A 15,974-nucleotide genomic window follows, 5' to 3' on the forward strand; every position below is an offset into this window, starting at 1 on the left:
TAGCCTACCAGATCGAACCGTTCGCTCACTGCGGGGACTCGGGATCCTTCTCCGGCTTCCCGGACTTTCCTTCGAGCGCCTGGCCGGTCGCCGAGGCGGCTCCCCCCAGGGCTTTGATCACGTTACGGTAGCTCTTCTTCAAAGCATCTCCCGTATTGTGCTGAGCCTTCCCCAGCGCCTCGCCCGTACTCTCATTTGCCAGCACAAGCGCCGTGTCCGTGCTCCGCCCCCCCGTGGCAACTCCATTCAGAGCGGAGTTCCCTCCATAGATCGCCGCCTGCGCCGGGCGCTTGGCCGGATTAGCCCAAGCCACGTCGGTATCCGGCAGACGCTCCAGCCGCCTGAGCCTCGTCTCGGTGAAGTCCGTGCGGCGCATCTTGTCGGTAAGGGGCCAGCGTGTGGAAGCGATCCAGATCGCTCCATCGACGGGGTGTGAGAGTTCCCCCAGGTTCACCACCTCAGACCGCTCCAGCGGCTTCATGGATGAGCAGTGGTCCCCGCCGCATCCGCTTGAGCACAGCTCTTCGTTCAGAAAGGAGGCGTGCTTTCCCGGTGAGACCCACACCGTCGCCCCATGCTCCTCCGCCTCCAGCGTCGAAGCCCTCGTAATCTGGCTCGCGTCGCACACCGTATCCTCATGCGCCGCCGCATACCAGTACGTCGCGCGCCACTCCGGCTCACCTCCCTGCTCGCGGGTTCTGTGCAAAAGAACAGAGACATGCTCGGCGTCCAGCGCATGGCCCATCTCGCCACAGTCCTGACGCCACAGATGATAGAAGTGCAGCTCTACCTCGTCTCTGCGCCCCCTGTGCGGAGACGCCTGTCCATAGATCGTCCCGTCGTCGGCCACCACCTTCGGGATAACAGCTCCCGGTTCGAACTGACCTGGCTTCTCGGAGCAGTCATTCTTGCTGATCATCCACTGAGGCTGGAACTGCTGCAGCAGCGTATTCTCCAGCCGGTCGCTCAGACCATCGCGGTCGGCGTCCCGCTCGCCTGCAGGCGCAGTCGCTCCGGCCACCATCGGCAACATCATCCCCAGTAGAAGTCCCGCAACTCCCGCGCGCCCCATGGGTCATTGTTTCCTTCCGTCTTTCCCCTGTCCAGCGAGAGCACCGGCAGACTCTGCACCGACTCGCGGGCTGGTGCAGCTTCATTGAATTCTTCGCGTAGTACGCGCTTGCCCTGAATTCAAGAAGTGGCAGAGACCCGAAGACTTGCGAAGTGCCAGGTCCTCGTATCTACTGGCCTCGTTTACAAATTTCTTTATAAAGGCGATCGTCTCCGAGCCTATGGTTGGCTTCCTCCTCAAAGAGAAGAAGATATACGCCCTCGCATGGGTGTTGTTTGCAATCCTTCTGTTGGCCCATGCGCAAGCGGCATCGGCGCCGGTCCTGCGTTCTTTCGATCGTGTCCTGCTGCTTGAAGATAAGGCCGAAACCTCGGCCGGCGTAAGCGTGGGCGACCTCAACGGAGACGGTCTACCCGACATCGTGCTTGGCAAAGGACGGCATTGGCCCGTCTTCAATCGCGTGCTTCTGAACGATGGCCGCGGCGGCTTCATCGCCAGTAATGTGGGGACCGCCCCCGACCGCACCTATTCGGCGGCGCTGGCGGATGTCGATCGCGACGGCCACCTGGACATCGTGGTCAGCAACGACGACCCGGATCGCAAGCTCGTATATAAGAATGACGGCAAGGGCCAGTTCACCGAATTCGGTACATTCGGCGATCCCAGGTGGACCACACGGTATGTAACGCTGGCGGACCTCAACGGTGATGGCTATCCCGACATTGTGGCCACAAACCGCGGCGACTATCCCGACCCGGTGGACGGAAAACCCGGTAAAGGCCCCCAGGTCCCCGCTGTGAGTTATGTCTGCCTCAACGATGGCAAAGGCCACTTTCCCGCTTGCCAGCCACTGCCAAAGACAGAATCAGCGACCTCGATCGTAGCTGCGGATTTGGACCGCGATGGCGTGCTCGACCTGTTCGTGCCCCATCGCGACGGCGGTCAGAGCTACGTACTTTGGAACGACGGCAAGGGACACTTCCCGACTTGGACCAAAGTGGGGCCAGCCGAAGCCTGGATTCGCATCGGCGCGGCGGGCGATCTAGACGGCGATGGGCGACCCGATCTGGCGGTCATCGATGAAGGCTCCAAGGGTGCCTTCGTCATCTCTAACCGCGGTCGACGCCAGTTCGGAGAGCCGGTCCGGCTTCCCGGTCCCGAGCGGCTGCCGTACAGTCTGGCGATCGCCGACCTGAATCGCGACAAGCGGCCGGACATCATCGTGGGTTACGTGGAACAGTGCGGATCGGTCTACTTCAACACCGGGCAGGGCCGCACGTTCCACGAGGTCCCCTGGAACGACGGCAAAGGCACCGTCTACGGTCTCGCCTTCGCCGACTTCGATCAGGACGGCTGGCCGGATATCGTGGCGGCGCGTTCCGATGCTCCCAACAGTATCTGGTTCAGCACAAAGCCGGGCGACAAGCGCTAACTCGTCGGAGGACAAGGTCGCGACATCATGCGTAAAGCAGCCGCCGCATAGCGTCAGGATCTGCTCTGGTCGCCTGAAATAAACCACCCAAATCTGCCGATTAGATTGCTGCGACTCGCTAAACTGTTAACAAGCCTCAAATATCTGTGGCGCCGGGCAGCACGGGCGCAAAACACGAAGTCCGAGGCTAAGACACAGCTTTTGAATACTTTGCACAACTTTGGCCGGGGTGGGTATGACACAAATCAGCGAGACGTCCGAGAATTTGGAAGATCTGCACGCGCGTGCTATGGCCGCCGCGGGCTACATCCATTCCGTCGCCCGGATTCAACCCAAGCTCGGTCTCATTCTCGGGTCCGGCCTCGGAGACTTCGCCGAGTCTGTCCAGGACGCGACCGTCATCCCCTACTCGGAGATCCCCAACTTCCCCATCTCTACCGTCGCAGGACACTCCGGGCAGCTGGTCCTCGGCAGGATCGGAGACATCCCCGTAGCGGTCATGCAGGGTCGCGTGCACGCCTACGAGGGATACTCCATGAAGCAGGTCACCTTCCCGACCCGCGTGCTGGGTCTGCTCGGAGTGGAACGGCTCATCATCACCAACGCGGCCGGAGGAATCAATCCGGGCTACGGCCAGGGAGCGATCGTCGCTCTCGCCGATCACATCAACCTGACCGGAACCAACGCTCTGATCGGACCCAATGAGCCTCGCTTCGGCGACCGCTTCTTCGACATGACCCACGCCTACTCCCCTGCTTTCAGGAAGCTGGCCATAGAGGAAGCGTCGAAGCAGGGCTGGAAGCTCGAGGAAGGCGTCTACGTCGCCGTGCTCGGCCCCAGCTACGAGACCCCCGCAGAGATACGGGCCTTTCGCATCCTTGGCGGCGACCTCGTAGGAATGTCGACCGTCCACGAGGTCATCGCCGCCCGTCACATGGGCATCGAGATCCTCGGCCTCTCCATCGTCACCAACATGGCCGCTGGCGTCCTCGATCAGCCCATCAATCACGAAGAGGTTATGGAGACCGGCAAACGCATCGCAGGACAATTCACCAGCCTGCTCACGGCTCTCATTCCGCAGCTTGTGACGCAGCCAGCAACGTCCTAACGCGATACTGCCCCGCTCCTGCCGAACGGAACTCCATCGAGAAAGGAATCGCTCTTCTTGCAAGATCAACCTGCGCAGCAGCTCCTGCTTCCGCAACGCCCTCTGGTTCTCGCAGTGGCCGGCTGCTCCGGCTCCGGCAAAACCACACTTGCCCGGGAGTTGACTGCGCAGCTTGACGCGACCCTTCTGCCGCTGGACTTCTACTACCGCTGTCTCCGTCACCTTGCTCCCGAGGACCGCGCGCTTCAGAACTTCGATCACCCGGATTCGCTCGAGCACGCGCTGCTGGTCAAGCACGTCGAAGCTCTGCTCGAAGGCCGCAGCATCGAGCGGCCCATCTACGACTTCACCACCCACACTCGCGTTCCTGACCGGACCGAGACCATCGCACCCGCGCCGGTCCTGATCGTCGAAGGAATCCTCGCACTGCACTATCCGGGCCTGCGCGCGCTCTTCGACTTCAGCATCTACGTCAACGCTCCCAACCAGATCTGCCTCAACCGGAGGATCTATCGCGACATGCGGGAGCGTGGACGAACCGAAGAGAGCGTGCGTGCACAGTTTGAAGCCACGGCCAAGCCGATGGCCGATCTCTACGTCATTCCGTCCGCACAGCACGCCAGCGTAGTTGTCGAAGGCACGGACGCTTTGGACTGGTCGGTCGAGCAGGTCTTACAGCGCCTGCACCAGCTCGGGCTCATGCACGTCGGCCACCGCGCCGTCCGGGCCGACCAGTAAGTCTCCATACATCTCGGCGACCTGCTGACGCGCAGCGTACGAGAGCGCAAAGCGATCCTCCCGGTCTCCGACGACGTTCCCAAAGCGCACCATCGCTCGCACGCAATCAGCCTGTGCCAGCCGCCACAGATGCGGCGCGAGCAGAGCATCGCCCCACCAGCAGACGTCCTCACCGATCGAGATGGCGGGATCCTCGCAGCGATAGCTGAGCGCCGCAGCCTGTAAGGAGACTCCTTCATTCAGAACGGAGTGAAACAACCCTCGCCGGAACCCCAGAACCTCCGAGCCATCGGTAGTCGTTCCCTCCGGGAAGAACAGCACAGGCAGGCCACTCCCGTACGCCTCCGCCATCGCCCGGTTCACCGCTGGATAGGTTGCAGGGTCGCCTCCGCGAACCACGTACACGGTGCCTGCCTTCCTCGTGATCCAGCCGATTCCCGGCCATCCGCGAACCTCCGCTTTGGCGACCATAACGAACGGCCGGATGCTGCCGAAGACGAGAATGTCCAGATAGCTCAGGTGATTCGAGACCACCGCGCCGGAGCGGATACATTCTCCCTCGACACTCCAGTTCACTCCGAGCGAGCGGACCATTCTCTTGCAGTAGCGATGAATCCTCTCAGCTCCCCCGGCAGGCGTGCCTGGTGGGCGTAGAAAAAGATCTGCAGCGAGAGCAAGAAGCACACCGACAAGTTTCACAATCCGCAGGCAGGCGCGCAGATGTCGCACTCAGCGGCCCTCAAGAAATCTCGCGGCCATCCGAGGGTGAAGGTTTTGGAGATCCATCAGCGTCAGAAAATCGATCGTGCGAAATTCACGGTCGATAGCAGGCTCGCCGCAGATCTGGGCGCCGATGGCAAGATACGCCCGCAGCAACTTTGGTGCGCGCTGCGACTCCACCGTACCCGCTGCAGGAGGCATCGCAAAGGCCGCCGTAGGAGACGTGCGCAGCTCAGGTTCGACCAGGCAACCCTGCAAGGAGGCGTAGACTGCGTGGCCCATCTCCGGATCAACCGAGTTGAGCGAGCAGCATCCCACCATATAACGACCACCGTTCGCCAGCGCATAACGGGCGATTCCGCGCCACAGCAGGTGAAGCACCTCGGGTGAGCGGTGATCCCGATGGATGCAGGCCCGTCCCAGCTCCACAATCTGGCTGCGCATCTTCTCGTAGGGAGCGAAGCAGAACTCCTGCTCGCTGTAGTAGCCGAACCTGCTGCCTGCAACATCTCCTAGCTGCAGCCTGTAGGTCCCCACAATGGCTCCGGTCGCACGCTCTTCCACGAGCAGATGGTCGCAGACCTCGTCATAACGATCCCGGTCGTACCCATCGACGTAGGCGGACTCGAGACCTTCGTTCATCTCCAGATTAAAGACCAGGAAGCGCAGGCGGTAGGCCGCCCACCGATCACTGTCCGTAAGCGCAATGCGAGCTATATATGAGCCGCCTTCAAGGCGAATCTCTTTTCGAGTGGGAAGATCGACGGCAGTCTGACAGACCTGAGATTGAACCAGCGAAGGCGATTCTTTGACACTGACCATCGACTCTCCTTGTTGCCCGGGATGAGTGCTATCGAGGTCAGTCTGCGTTGGTTTCTGTTACAGGATGTTCATACCATGTAAAGATTCGTTGAATCAGAAATGGTGCACCGTTTCGGTACCCGCCCGGGCGCGAGCCAGTTCAGCCACCTCCACCCACGCCTCCTGGGCCGCTCGCTTGCGTTCTTCCGGACGGGCCGAGAAATCAATCGGCTCATCCGCAAACTGCACCTCTGCGCGGATGCCACGGAGTCCGAGCAGGCGGAAGATATGCGGCACAAGAACCACATCGCCCCAATAGCAGATATCGTCGCTCACTGTCGCCGTGCCGTTATCTTGCGTGAGGCTATAGCAGATATGGCCAGCGGTAACCGCCGCTCCGGCGCCGCGCACCTGTGACAGCAGGCCGCTGCGAAACTTCAACATTCCGCTGCCGTCGCTGGTTGTGCCCTCCGGGAAGAAGACGACCGGAAGGTCTGCCTGAAATGCTGCTTCCAGCCCTGCCCTGGCCTTCCGGGCCGAGCCTCCATGCCCTCTCGCGACCAGCACCGTGCCCACCATGACGGTCATCCAGCCCACGACAGGGTAGCTGGCAACCTCCGCCTTGGAGACGAAGACACAGGGATGCAGCGCTGCGAAGACGATGATGTCAAGGTAGCCGAGGTGGTTCGAGATGAGGGCCCCGCGCTCCGGAAATCTTCCCGTCGTCGAGATCTCGATCCCGAGGCCGTCAAGCGCTGCGGCGGCGAAGCGGTGCAGCCATTCGGCCCGCGCCTCACGCGTCTCCGGCCTGCGAATCAGCAGTTCCGCACCGTATCGTACAAAGTAGCCTGCAAGCTGAACGCTGCGAACTACTGACCGAAAAACGCTCACCCGTACCCTCCTCTGGTGCGCACAGTCTATCCTGACATCCGTGGAGATTGATCCAACCATCGTCAAAGAAAATAACGAAGACCCTGCTGGTTCTTCGCCGGCCTCAACGCGTCCCGGAAGCGATCGTTTTCTCTATCGCCGGATCGTGCTCCCGATCCTCGCCCTCCTCAGAAGAGGAGCGTCTCCCAGGCGGCTGGCATGGAGCATCGCACTCGGTCTGCTGGTCGGGATCAACCCCGTGCTGGGCTCGACGACGGTTCTCTGTCTGGCTCTGGCGATGCTGCTGCGCCTCAACCTTGCGGTCTCACAGCTGGTTAACCACCTGATGTACCCCTTCCAGCTTCTGTTGCTGATTCCCTTTCTTCAATTGGGAAGCGATCTCCTCCACTCCGAACCGCTTCCGTTTTCTGCGCACACGCTGCTGGAGATGGCGCGGCGCGACCCGCTCGAGTTCGCCCGCAAGATCTGGCGATGGGAGCTGCACGCCTTCCTGGTCTGGGTAGCCCTGGCCACAATGCTGATTCCGCTGATTGCCTTCACGCTGACGCCGCTGCTCAGAAGAGTGTCGACTCGCCTGCAGCAGCGCAACAGCGTGGCTGACGTGCCGGCGTCCTGATCTCCCCTTAGCGAGAGATTGGCTAGCCTCATTCCTGGCTCCAGACTCTCCGCTTCACTTGCTTCCGTGGAACTCCTCGACCGGATCGCCGCTACGGACCCACGCGGTATAGATCATGTCGCGCAGCTCGATTGCCCCGGCAGCGAGCCGTTCCTCGGCGAAGGTCTTCCCCTCGGCCGTTCCTGCTCCCGCGAATCCCCCGGCCTTCTCAAGCTGATAGGTCTTTTCCACCAGGGTGGCAGAGTGGCGCAGATACGCCAGGTAATCCGTCCACTCGTCGTCCAGCAGCTTGGGCTCCGAGGCCGCAACCAGAGGGGCCAGATCCGCCGCCTTGATGTTCTGGGTGACGAAGGTGGATTCAAACAGCGAATGGATCTTGTGCCCGGTGGTGTATCCATTCGGATTGGGACCATTCCAGCCGTTGTATTGCATGGTTACGTGCAGCGGCTGCGATCCGTCCGCGACATAATGACCAAGCCACGCCGCATAAAAGAGAATGGCCGTCTCGGCAGGACTCGTATCTTCTCCAGCAGCTAAGAGATGACGGTACTCCCGCATACCAACCTTGAGCCGCTGCCAGACCTCCTCGGTCACATACGGCTGCAGGCCTACCTTCTCGGGCGTCATCTGAATCTCAGGGTGCGCAGGCTGCGCCTGGGCAAGCGCACGGATGTAATCGTAGCGCTTCTTCGGCAGGGTCCCGATCAGGTCAGCATATTCTAAGTCGATGAAGTGCTCAGGCGCCTGCGCATCTTCAAGCTCCTGTTCGGCGTGATTGCGCCACCGGTCCGGTTCCGGCCCCAGGTAATCCATCGTATCCAGGGCGGCACCATTCCGGAGAAACGCCGGAACATCCTTGGGAAGGTTCGCCGCCGCCAGGCGATTGATCATTCTGTGGCCATCCGCGCCCCAGGCAAACGACGGCTGCACCATCATGACGGGCATCAATGCGGCAGCCGCCACAAAACGTAATACTCCCCAGATCTTCGACATGGTGGCAGTATATCTGCCTATTGCAACAGTTCCGGTAAATTGGCTGCAGCAACATCGACCGGCTCATCCGTCGACAGCTACCCGATCTTCCACGCTATACGACCACGGCAGCTCCCTCGACTGCGACGCTTTGGAAGACGCGGCGATAGCGCGCAATCTCGTCGGCAGGCCCCGTCGCCTTGTGAGCATTGTCGCTGAGCTTGACTGCCGGCCTTCCCTCCACGGCTACGATCTTGCAGACCAGGCTGATCGGCTCCAGATCGTGCTCCCCTCGGGGGTGGCATCCGCGGAAATCGTTGGTCAGCAGGGTTCCCCATCCCGCGCTGAAGCGGATTCTTCCCTCGAAGTAGCTCTGCAGGGAGAGAATCTCATCGACATCGAGGCCGTCGGAGGCGATAAAGCGTTTGCGACGAGCGTCCCTTCCCCGGCTCATCAGCCAGGCGATGTACTCATCTCCGGCAACAAAGGGATCTTTTGAATCACAGCGCTGGCCGGTCCAGTCCGCCACCCAGTCGGGGGCCCCTTGGAGGAACTGGGTCGTCCCGAAGGTATCCGGCAGCAGAATGAGCAGTTCACCGCCGTAGCTCTTCTGCCAGAGTTCAAGCACCTGATACTGGGACTGATGCAGCTCCTTATCCGAGTTCGACAGAGCCGCCATGACCATGGGCAGTTCATGCGCATTCGTTCCCATCGCCTCAAGATCGTGCTTGTAAGCGAGATACGTGTTGGACGTTCCCGACAGGCTCTCTCCGATCCCGGCACGCATGGCCGTCACGACATACTCCTGCCAGAGAAACGAGTGCCTTCGACGGGTACCGAACTCCGAGATGCGAACCTGCGGGACCTGTCGCAGCTTTTCGATCTTGTCCCACAGGCGCGTCTTGGCCCGGGCATAAAGCACGTCGAGCTCCAGTTCGCTGAGCTGGCTCAGAGCTGCGCGGGTCTTCATCTCGCTCAGCAACGCCAGACCATAGATCTCCCACATCGTGACCTCGGTCCACACCCCGGAAAATCGCAGGACGATCTGTCCGTCCTGCTCCGTCAACTCATAGTCGGACAGTCGGAAATCGTGCTCGAGCCAGTCGAGGAAGGCAGGCTCGAAGATGGTCCGGGTGCCGTAGAAGGTATTTCCGGCCAGCCAGATCAATTCGCTCTTCCGAAAGCGGAGACGCCGGACGTACTCCATCTGTTCTCGCAGGGCTGACAGCGGAACATGGTCGGCGAGACGTACTGAGACGGTGCGGTTGGTCGTCTCCGAGGTGACGTGGACCCTCGGGAAGTTCTTCCAGATGAACTGCAGCATCAGCAACTTGTAGAAGTCTGTGTCTAGCAGCGAACGGACGATGGGGTCCAAATTCCAATTGTGATTGTGGGCCCGCTCCGCGAGGTTGACGTTCATACAATCCAGTCTCGCCCGGTCCCCGGTCAGGAAGCAATCCGGAGTTTCGCGACAGCATCGGGGGCAGATGGGAAAATTCACAAAAAGTCACGCCAACCGCTGGATTCAACTTGCTATCCTATAGTGGCTATGTTGACGAAAAAAGAACTCCTCACCCAACCCGTCAAGCACATCGACATCCAGCAGCACAACGTCGTTCCCCTTGTCGATGCTATGCAGTCGATGGCCTTCAGCTCGCGCGATACCGCCCGCGCTGCCTCAATCTACGAGATGATGCTTCGGGATACGGAGTGCGGTGTGATTCTCTGCCTCGCCGGATCCCTGATCTCCGCCGGCCTGCAGAAGGTCATCGTCGATCTCGTCCGCAACAACATGGTCGATGCGATCGTCTCCACCGGTGCAAACATCGTCGACCAGGACTTCTTCGAGGCTCTCGGCTTCAACCACTACGTCGCCGGTGACGAATACAAGTACGGGCACGAAGATGGGGTTCTTCGCGAGCTGATGATCGATCGCATCTACGACACGTTCATCGACGAAGAAGAGCTGCGGATGTGCGACGAGACCACCCACCAGATCACCAACTCGCTCGAGCCCCGCCCCTACAGCTCCCGTGAGTTTATCCGTGAGATGGGAGCCTACCTGGTGAAGAATAGCAAGACTCCCCAGGCCGGAGGGCGTGACTCCATCGTCCTGGCAGCCTACGAGAAGAACGTTCCCATCTTCGTTCCCGCCTTCTCGGACTGCTCTGCCGGCTTTGGCCTGGTGGCGCACCAGCACGCGCGTCAGGGCAAGCCCTGTGTCTCCATCGACTCAGCCAAAGACTTCTACGAGCTGACACAACTCAAGATCGCAAACCCGACGACCGGGCTCCTGATGATCGGTGGTGGCGTACCGAAGAACTTCGCCCAGGACATCGTTGTGGCTGCTGACATTCTTGGCGTGGAAGCCTCGATGCACAAATACGCCATCCAGGTCACGGTAGCGGACTCCCGTGACGGTGCCCTCTCCGGCTCGACCTTGAAGGAAGCTTCCAGCTGGGGCAAAGTGGATACCACCTACGAGCAGATGGTCTACTCCGAAGCCACCATGGCTCTCCCGCTGATCGCCGGTTATGCGTTCCACAAAAAAGCTCATACCTCCCGCGAAGGTAAGAAGTGGGCCACCATTCTGGATCAGGTGGCAGTAACCGCATAATTATTTTTTGAAGAGGTTACCAAAGGGCCGCCTCCGGGCGGCCTTTCTGTTTGGGCGATGCGAACGCGCCAGACGAGTTCCTCGCTGTTGCTATCTCTCTTCAAATCTGTTGGCTGCGGAGATTACCCCTTGCGTTACGGCGCTTCCCAGTTCCGTTCGAGTCTGGCATCCTCAGCTGTATCGCTAACTGGTTTCAAAAAAAACGTGTATCGTGCGATAAGAGATAGGTTACTTTTGTTACATACAAAACGTGCCAGGGATATGCTTAATCGTATAAGTGTCTAATCTGCGCTACTTTACTTGCTTTGGGTGGAGATTTGAAAGTGAGCTCCATCTCCTTACTGCTAGGTTACTTAAGGGTCGTCCAGCATGCATATGCTTCCGGTTCTAGGTTTTGTCTCGCTTCTAGCGGCATGCGGGGTTCTCTTGTTCGGTCTCATGCGGGCGCAGCGGACTGCGCGCGACTTGGCGGAACAGCTTACCCAGGCGCGCGAGCAACAGCACCAAGACAAGATGCAGTTGTCCGTCCGGTCTCAACTGGACACGCTTAAGGATGAGTTCATCTCCACGGTCTCCCACGAGCTCCGTACGCCACTGACCAGCATCCGGGGCGCGCTCGGCCTGCTTGCCTCCGGAACCATAGGAGATCTGGATCCGCGAGCCATGAATCTACTGCGGATCGCGACCACAAATACGGACCGGCTGATCCGTCTGATCAACGACATCCTCGATCTCGAACGCATGGAATCCGGTCGGGCGCCACTCCAGATTCGCCGTTGCTCGCTGCGGGAGCTCTGCGAGCAAGCCATCGAAACCATGACCCCCATGGCGGACGATCATACCGTTCATCTGGAACTGGTTGCGTATGCGGGAGGACAGAGCTCCCCGATAGATTGCCTCTTCTTCGACGGAGACTCCGACAGGATTCTTCAGGTCCTGACCAATCTCCTCTCCAATGCCATCAAGTTCTCTCCCCCGGCCTCCACGGTTCGCATCCACACCGACGCAACGTCCGATTCCATCCTGCTCAAGGTTGTGGATGAGGGACGCGGAATACCCGCAGACAAGCTCGATGCCGTCTTTGATCGCTTCCAGCAGGTCGAGCATTCCGATGCCCGGCAGCGTGGAGGAACGGGCCTGGGCCTGTCGATCTGCCGCAGTATTGTGCAGCAGCATAGCGGCTCCATCTGGGCACAGCGCAACCTGATCAAGGGGACCACGCTGTTCGTTATGCTTCCGCGCACCGCCCGCGCGACAGATATCGCTCCGGCCGTTCCGATCGTGCCGCCCGGAGAGGGCGCAATCCTGATCTGCGATGACGATGCCAGCATTCGGACCATCGTCTCTGGGCACCTCACCCGCCAAGGCTATACCGTCATCGAGGCGAGCAGCGGCGAAGAGGCTCTGAAAATCGTGATGGATCAGCCACTTGAAGCCATCCTTCTCGACCTGTATATGCCCGGCCTGAGCGGATGGGAGACCCTGCAGCGGCTGCGCGACAACCCCGAAACCGCGGAGATCCCGGTGGTTGTGCTCAGCGTCCTCTCTTCGAACCTCCGTTCGCAGATCTCCGGGGATGCTCAGGGCTGGGTACAGAAACCGTTCAACGAGAATCTGCTCTTTGCAGAGCTCGGCCGCGTTCTGCATCACGGCGAAGGTCCGGCCTATGTCCTTCTGGTGGAAGATGATGACGACCTGGCCAGCGTTCTGATGGAGAACTTCCGGGAAGCAGATGTTCACATCGACCACGCCTCAACCCGCCAGCAGGCCATCCGGCACTGCGTAGGACGGCGTCCTGACCTGGTCATACTCGATCTGACGCTGCCCGATGGCGATGGCTTCTCGTTCGTGGAGTGGCTCCGGCAGCAGCCCCCGCTTCGCAGCATGCCTCTGGTCGTCTACTCCGGCCACGAGCTGTCGGATGGAGAGATGTCGAAGCTCAAGCTAGGCCCCACTGAATTCTTAACCAAAGCGAAGGTTCAACCACACGAGGTCGAGACCCTTGTGCTCTCCATGGTGCGGCGCCTTCGTTCCCGGGCCGAGCAGCTTATTGCGGCAGGACCGGCAGCTTGATGATTTCTCGGAATAGGCTCTGATTCGCTCCTGCGCGTCTTTTAGCCGCATGAGAAAATAAAAGCATTGATGCGAAGAATCCTGATTATCGACGATGAGGAAGATATTCGCGAAGTAGCTTCGCTGTCCCTCGAAGCTACCGCCGGCTGGCAGGTGACCAAGGCCAGCTCAGGCGCTCAAGGCATCGAATTAGCAAAGAGTTACCAGCCCGATGCGATCCTGATGGACGTTATGATGCCCGGCGTGGACGGCCCTACGACCTTCCGGCAGATGCAGCAGATTCCCGAGATCGCTCACATCCCGGTTCTCCTTCTCACCGCCAAGGTACAAGGCGTAGATAAGCGCAGGTTTGCTGATCTTGGGGTCGCCGCAGTCCTCTTCAAGCCGTTCGATCCGCTGGCTCTGGCTGAGCAGATCAGAGAGGCCCTCCACTGGCAATTGGTGGTCCCCTCCACCTCGCGTACGGCTGCCACAGCACCGAAGTAACGGCTTACGCCTCTTTCTCCCTCAAGACCCGTTACACTACTGGTATAAGTTTTTGAGTTGCAGATCGCCCGCTCACCGCGACCGCTCGAAAAATCATGATCAGCCCATCGATGAATCCCGGCTCACAACCCGACCCAGAGATCTTTGCGCTTTTGCAGGACCTCTGGCAGCGCCACCTTCCATCCACGCGCGAGCGTCTTGAACTGCTCGAACAGGCAGTCCACAAGGCCGTCTCCAACACTCTGGATGAGGACACGCGTGTCGAAGCGCAATCCGTAGCCCACAAGCTATCCGGCAATCTCGGAATGTTCGGCTACAAGGACGCCGGTGAGATCGCAGGCGAAATCGAGCATCTCTTCAAGACATTCGTTCCGTCTGCGACCCCGCAGCTGACCAGCTATATGGAGCGACTTCGTGTGCTCCTCCAGGGGCATATCTGATCTACTTCGACTGGCGAACCGCCCAGCCCGCCAGGTCGATCGCGGCATCATAGCCATCGAAATCCAGCGGGAGCTTGTTTCTTCGGTCGACATACTCGTTGTAGATCCAGGGATCGACCACGGCGAAGACGATTCCCTTGCCGACCTTCGAGACCGCCATCAACACATCGCCCTTATCCGTCAGGACTGACTTCGCCGGTGCTGACAGCGTAATCGTCGAGATCTCCTTCAGGTAAGCCTTGTGGGGATACTCAAAGATCCCTGTTCCCTTGGGAATCATAACCGTGCCCTGCGGCCAGTTATTGTTCTCGACCGTATTGCGAAGAACCGCGTTGAAGTGCATCCCAAACCGCTCGCTCATCGTATTGAAGTGATCGAACTCTGAATTCGTCTTGTCATTCTGCATCAGGATCAGAACCCCGCCGGCCTTCACCCAGGCTTCGATCGCGTCTCCGCTGGCCTTGTCCATGTAGTGCGGATTCGGATTCTTGGCCGGAATGTCCGGCGAGACCAGAATGTAAACCTGTGCCTTCTTCAGATCTGCGATGGTAGGAGCGGTCTTCAGCGTTGCAAGCTTTACCCCGTAGCGCTGGAAGGCACGGCCGAAGAAGGCGAAGCCGGAGTTTGCATCGTCGTCCCACTTGTAGTGGAACAGCTCCGTCTGACCGGCTGCATTCTTTCGCGTCTGCGAGTTGAACCATGCATCCACCATCACCGTCTTTCCCTGTCCCATCTTCTCCGTGGGAGCCTGCGCCATCTCCGATCCCGCAAGCAGAAACGCTCCGATCCCCTTGGCATCGTTCGTCCGCGTCTTCTCACCGACGTAGTAATCGAAGGTTCCTGAGCGATAAGGAGACCCTCCCAGACCACCGACCTTTACCGTCCCCTCGAGCGAAGTCATGCCATCCGGGCCCGTCTTGACGAACGTCGTTCGAATCGCACTCCATCCCCGCAGGGCGGGAGCCAGGTCGGATTGCGGAAGGTAGCCCATCCGAACTCCCTTCGCCAGCGCATACACAAACATGCTGCTTGCCGAGGCCTCAGGGAAGTTTCCCTTGCGGCCTCCCTGGTCCAGAACCTGCCACCACAGGCCGGTCTTCTTGTCCTGATACTTCACAATTGCCTTGGCGGTCTGGTTCAGTACCCGGATCAGCTCCGGCCTCTCAGGCGAATCCGCCGGAAGCCAATCCAGCACATCGACCAGCGCCATTGCGTACCACCCCATCGCCCGGCCCCAGGCCTCCGGAGAAAGACCAGTCTTCGGGTCGGCCCACTTCATCTCTTTTGACTCGTCCCACCCGTGCCGCAGCAGACCCGTCTTGGGATCGCGCATATGCTGATCCATCAGCAAAAGCTGCTTCGTGATGTCCTTGAACTCTTCCGGCTGCTGGAAGGTAACGGCGTATTCGGCGCGGAAAGGCTCGGCCATATAGGCCCCATCCAGCCACATCTGATTCGGGTAGATCTTCTTGTGCCAGTAGCCTCCACTCGCCGTCCTTGGCTGAAGCGCAAGCTGGTCATGCACATACTTTGCGGCCTTGTAGTACTTCGGCTGCTGCGTCACCCGATAGACCAGAAGGACTGACCGTCCCAACTCGATCTCATCAAGACTGTGTGCGTCGGGGTGGTAGTTTCTGATGGATCCGTCATCGGTCACATACTTATCGACGGCCGCCTTGATGTAGCGAAACTCGTCGCCATTTGCAGTGGTGTGCCACTGTGCCGCGATACCGTCCAGCAGAACTCCTTCTTCATACCCCCAGTTGCTGGGCCGGTTCTCCGTTGCGACGGCGGCCTTCGGCCACTCCTTCATGATCGACTCAGCCATCTTCGCTGAGGCCTGATCAATCTTCAGCGCACCTTCGGCCTTCGCATCGACTCCAGAGATCGCCTGTACCGCAACCAAGGCTCCAAGAGCCGCCGCACCCAAAAACCTCATCCTTATTCATCCCCCCGCACCAACAGAATTTGTAAGACCACCAGCATACCTGCTCACTCCTTCGACAGG

The 15,974-nt window shown here is 59.8% G+C and carries 15 protein-coding genes; 8 read left to right on the top strand and 7 right to left on the bottom strand.

All coding sequences use genetic code 11. From position 1 onward, the window contains the following. Positions 1 to 25: 25 nt before the first annotated feature. Positions 26 to 1,072, bottom strand: coding sequence for a hypothetical protein (locus tag JAO29_RS08345; RefSeq protein ID WP_334267742.1), 1,047 nt, complete (start codon positions 1,070 to 1,072; stop codon positions 26 to 28). Between the two features lie 145 nt (positions 1,073 to 1,217). On the opposite strand from JAO29_RS08345, the gene JAO29_RS08350 reads away from it, so the two are divergent. From JAO29_RS08350 to udk, 3 genes are all read left to right on the top strand, one after another. Next, a complete protein-coding gene (locus JAO29_RS08350) occupies positions 1,218 to 2,504 on the top strand; it encodes an FG-GAP repeat domain-containing protein (protein ID WP_334267743.1) in 1,287 nt (428 codons plus the stop codon). A gap of 235 nt (positions 2,505 to 2,739) precedes the next feature. Then, the gene (locus JAO29_RS08355) at positions 2,740 to 3,612 is read left to right on the top strand and encodes a purine-nucleoside phosphorylase (RefSeq protein WP_334267744.1); all 873 of its coding nucleotides are present in this window, start codon (positions 2,740 to 2,742) and stop codon (positions 3,610 to 3,612) included. 57 nt (positions 3,613 to 3,669) lie between these two features. Then, positions 3,670 to 4,350, top strand: a complete 681-nt coding sequence (gene udk, locus JAO29_RS08360) for a uridine kinase (RefSeq protein ID WP_334267745.1) — start codon at positions 3,670 to 3,672, stop codon at positions 4,348 to 4,350. Here the strand turns inward: udk and JAO29_RS08365 are convergent. The 3 genes from JAO29_RS08365 to JAO29_RS08375 all read right to left on the bottom strand — a co-directional run bounded on the left by JAO29_RS08365 (position 4,285) and on the right by JAO29_RS08375 (position 6,762). Then, a complete protein-coding gene (locus JAO29_RS08365; RefSeq protein WP_334267746.1) occupies positions 4,285 to 5,079 on the bottom strand; it encodes a lysophospholipid acyltransferase family protein in 795 nt (264 codons plus the stop codon). The two genes, udk and JAO29_RS08365, sit on opposite strands and share 66 nt — an antisense overlap. Further along, positions 5,080 to 5,892, bottom strand: coding sequence for a GNAT family N-acetyltransferase (locus tag JAO29_RS08370; RefSeq protein WP_334267747.1), 813 nt, complete (start codon positions 5,890 to 5,892; stop codon positions 5,080 to 5,082). 93 nt (positions 5,893 to 5,985) lie between these two features. Continuing rightward, positions 5,986 to 6,762, bottom strand: a complete 777-nt coding sequence (locus JAO29_RS08375; RefSeq protein ID WP_334267748.1) for a lysophospholipid acyltransferase family protein — start codon at positions 6,760 to 6,762, stop codon at positions 5,986 to 5,988. A 40-nt stretch (positions 6,763 to 6,802) separates the two neighbouring features. On the opposite strand from JAO29_RS08375, the gene JAO29_RS08380 reads away from it, so the two are divergent. Further along, on the top strand, positions 6,803 to 7,378 hold the full coding sequence (locus tag JAO29_RS08380; RefSeq protein WP_334267749.1) for a DUF2062 domain-containing protein: 576 nt from the start codon (positions 6,803 to 6,805) through the stop codon (positions 7,376 to 7,378). 54 nt (positions 7,379 to 7,432) lie between these two features. Here the strand turns inward: JAO29_RS08380 and JAO29_RS08385 are convergent, their stop codons facing one another. Then, a complete protein-coding gene (locus JAO29_RS08385) occupies positions 7,433 to 8,371 on the bottom strand; it encodes a S1/P1 nuclease (protein ID WP_334267750.1) in 939 nt (312 codons plus the stop codon). A gap of 94 nt (positions 8,372 to 8,465) precedes the next feature. Beyond that, positions 8,466 to 9,770, bottom strand: coding sequence for a nicotinate phosphoribosyltransferase (gene pncB, locus JAO29_RS08390; RefSeq protein ID WP_334267751.1), 1,305 nt, complete (start codon positions 9,768 to 9,770; stop codon positions 8,466 to 8,468). A gap of 129 nt (positions 9,771 to 9,899) precedes the next feature. On the opposite strand from pncB, the gene JAO29_RS08395 reads away from it, so the two are divergent. From JAO29_RS08395 to JAO29_RS08410, 4 genes are all read left to right on the top strand, one after another. Next, positions 9,900 to 10,967 carry a 1,9-bis(guanidino)-5-aza-nonane synthase gene (locus JAO29_RS08395; protein ID WP_334267752.1) on the top strand — a complete coding sequence of 356 codons (1,068 nt, stop codon included), beginning with the start codon at positions 9,900 to 9,902 and terminating at the stop codon, positions 10,965 to 10,967. 369 nt (positions 10,968 to 11,336) lie between these two features. Then, positions 11,337 to 13,040, top strand: coding sequence for an ATP-binding response regulator (locus JAO29_RS08400; protein ID WP_334267753.1), 1,704 nt, complete (start codon positions 11,337 to 11,339; stop codon positions 13,038 to 13,040). Positions 13,041 to 13,109: 69 nt separating this feature from the next. Further along, positions 13,110 to 13,526: a response regulator gene (locus JAO29_RS08405; protein ID WP_334267754.1), complete on the top strand. Its 417-nt coding sequence runs from the start codon at positions 13,110 to 13,112 to the stop codon at positions 13,524 to 13,526. A 95-nt stretch (positions 13,527 to 13,621) separates the two neighbouring features. Beyond that, a complete protein-coding gene (locus tag JAO29_RS08410) occupies positions 13,622 to 13,966 on the top strand; it encodes an Hpt domain-containing protein (RefSeq protein ID WP_334267755.1) in 345 nt (114 codons plus the stop codon). Position 13,967: 1 nt separating this feature from the next. Here JAO29_RS08410 and JAO29_RS08415 read toward each other — a convergent pair whose 3' ends face one another. Next, the gene (locus tag JAO29_RS08415) at positions 13,968 to 15,905 is read right to left on the bottom strand and encodes a glycoside hydrolase family 88 protein (protein ID WP_334267756.1); all 1,938 of its coding nucleotides are present in this window, start codon (positions 15,903 to 15,905) and stop codon (positions 13,968 to 13,970) included. Positions 15,906 to 15,974 lie beyond the last annotated feature (69 nt).

Origin of the sequence: Edaphobacter sp. HDX4 (assembly GCF_036877565.1) — a bacterium.
GTDB lineage: Bacteria > Acidobacteriota > Terriglobia > Terriglobales > Acidobacteriaceae > Edaphobacter.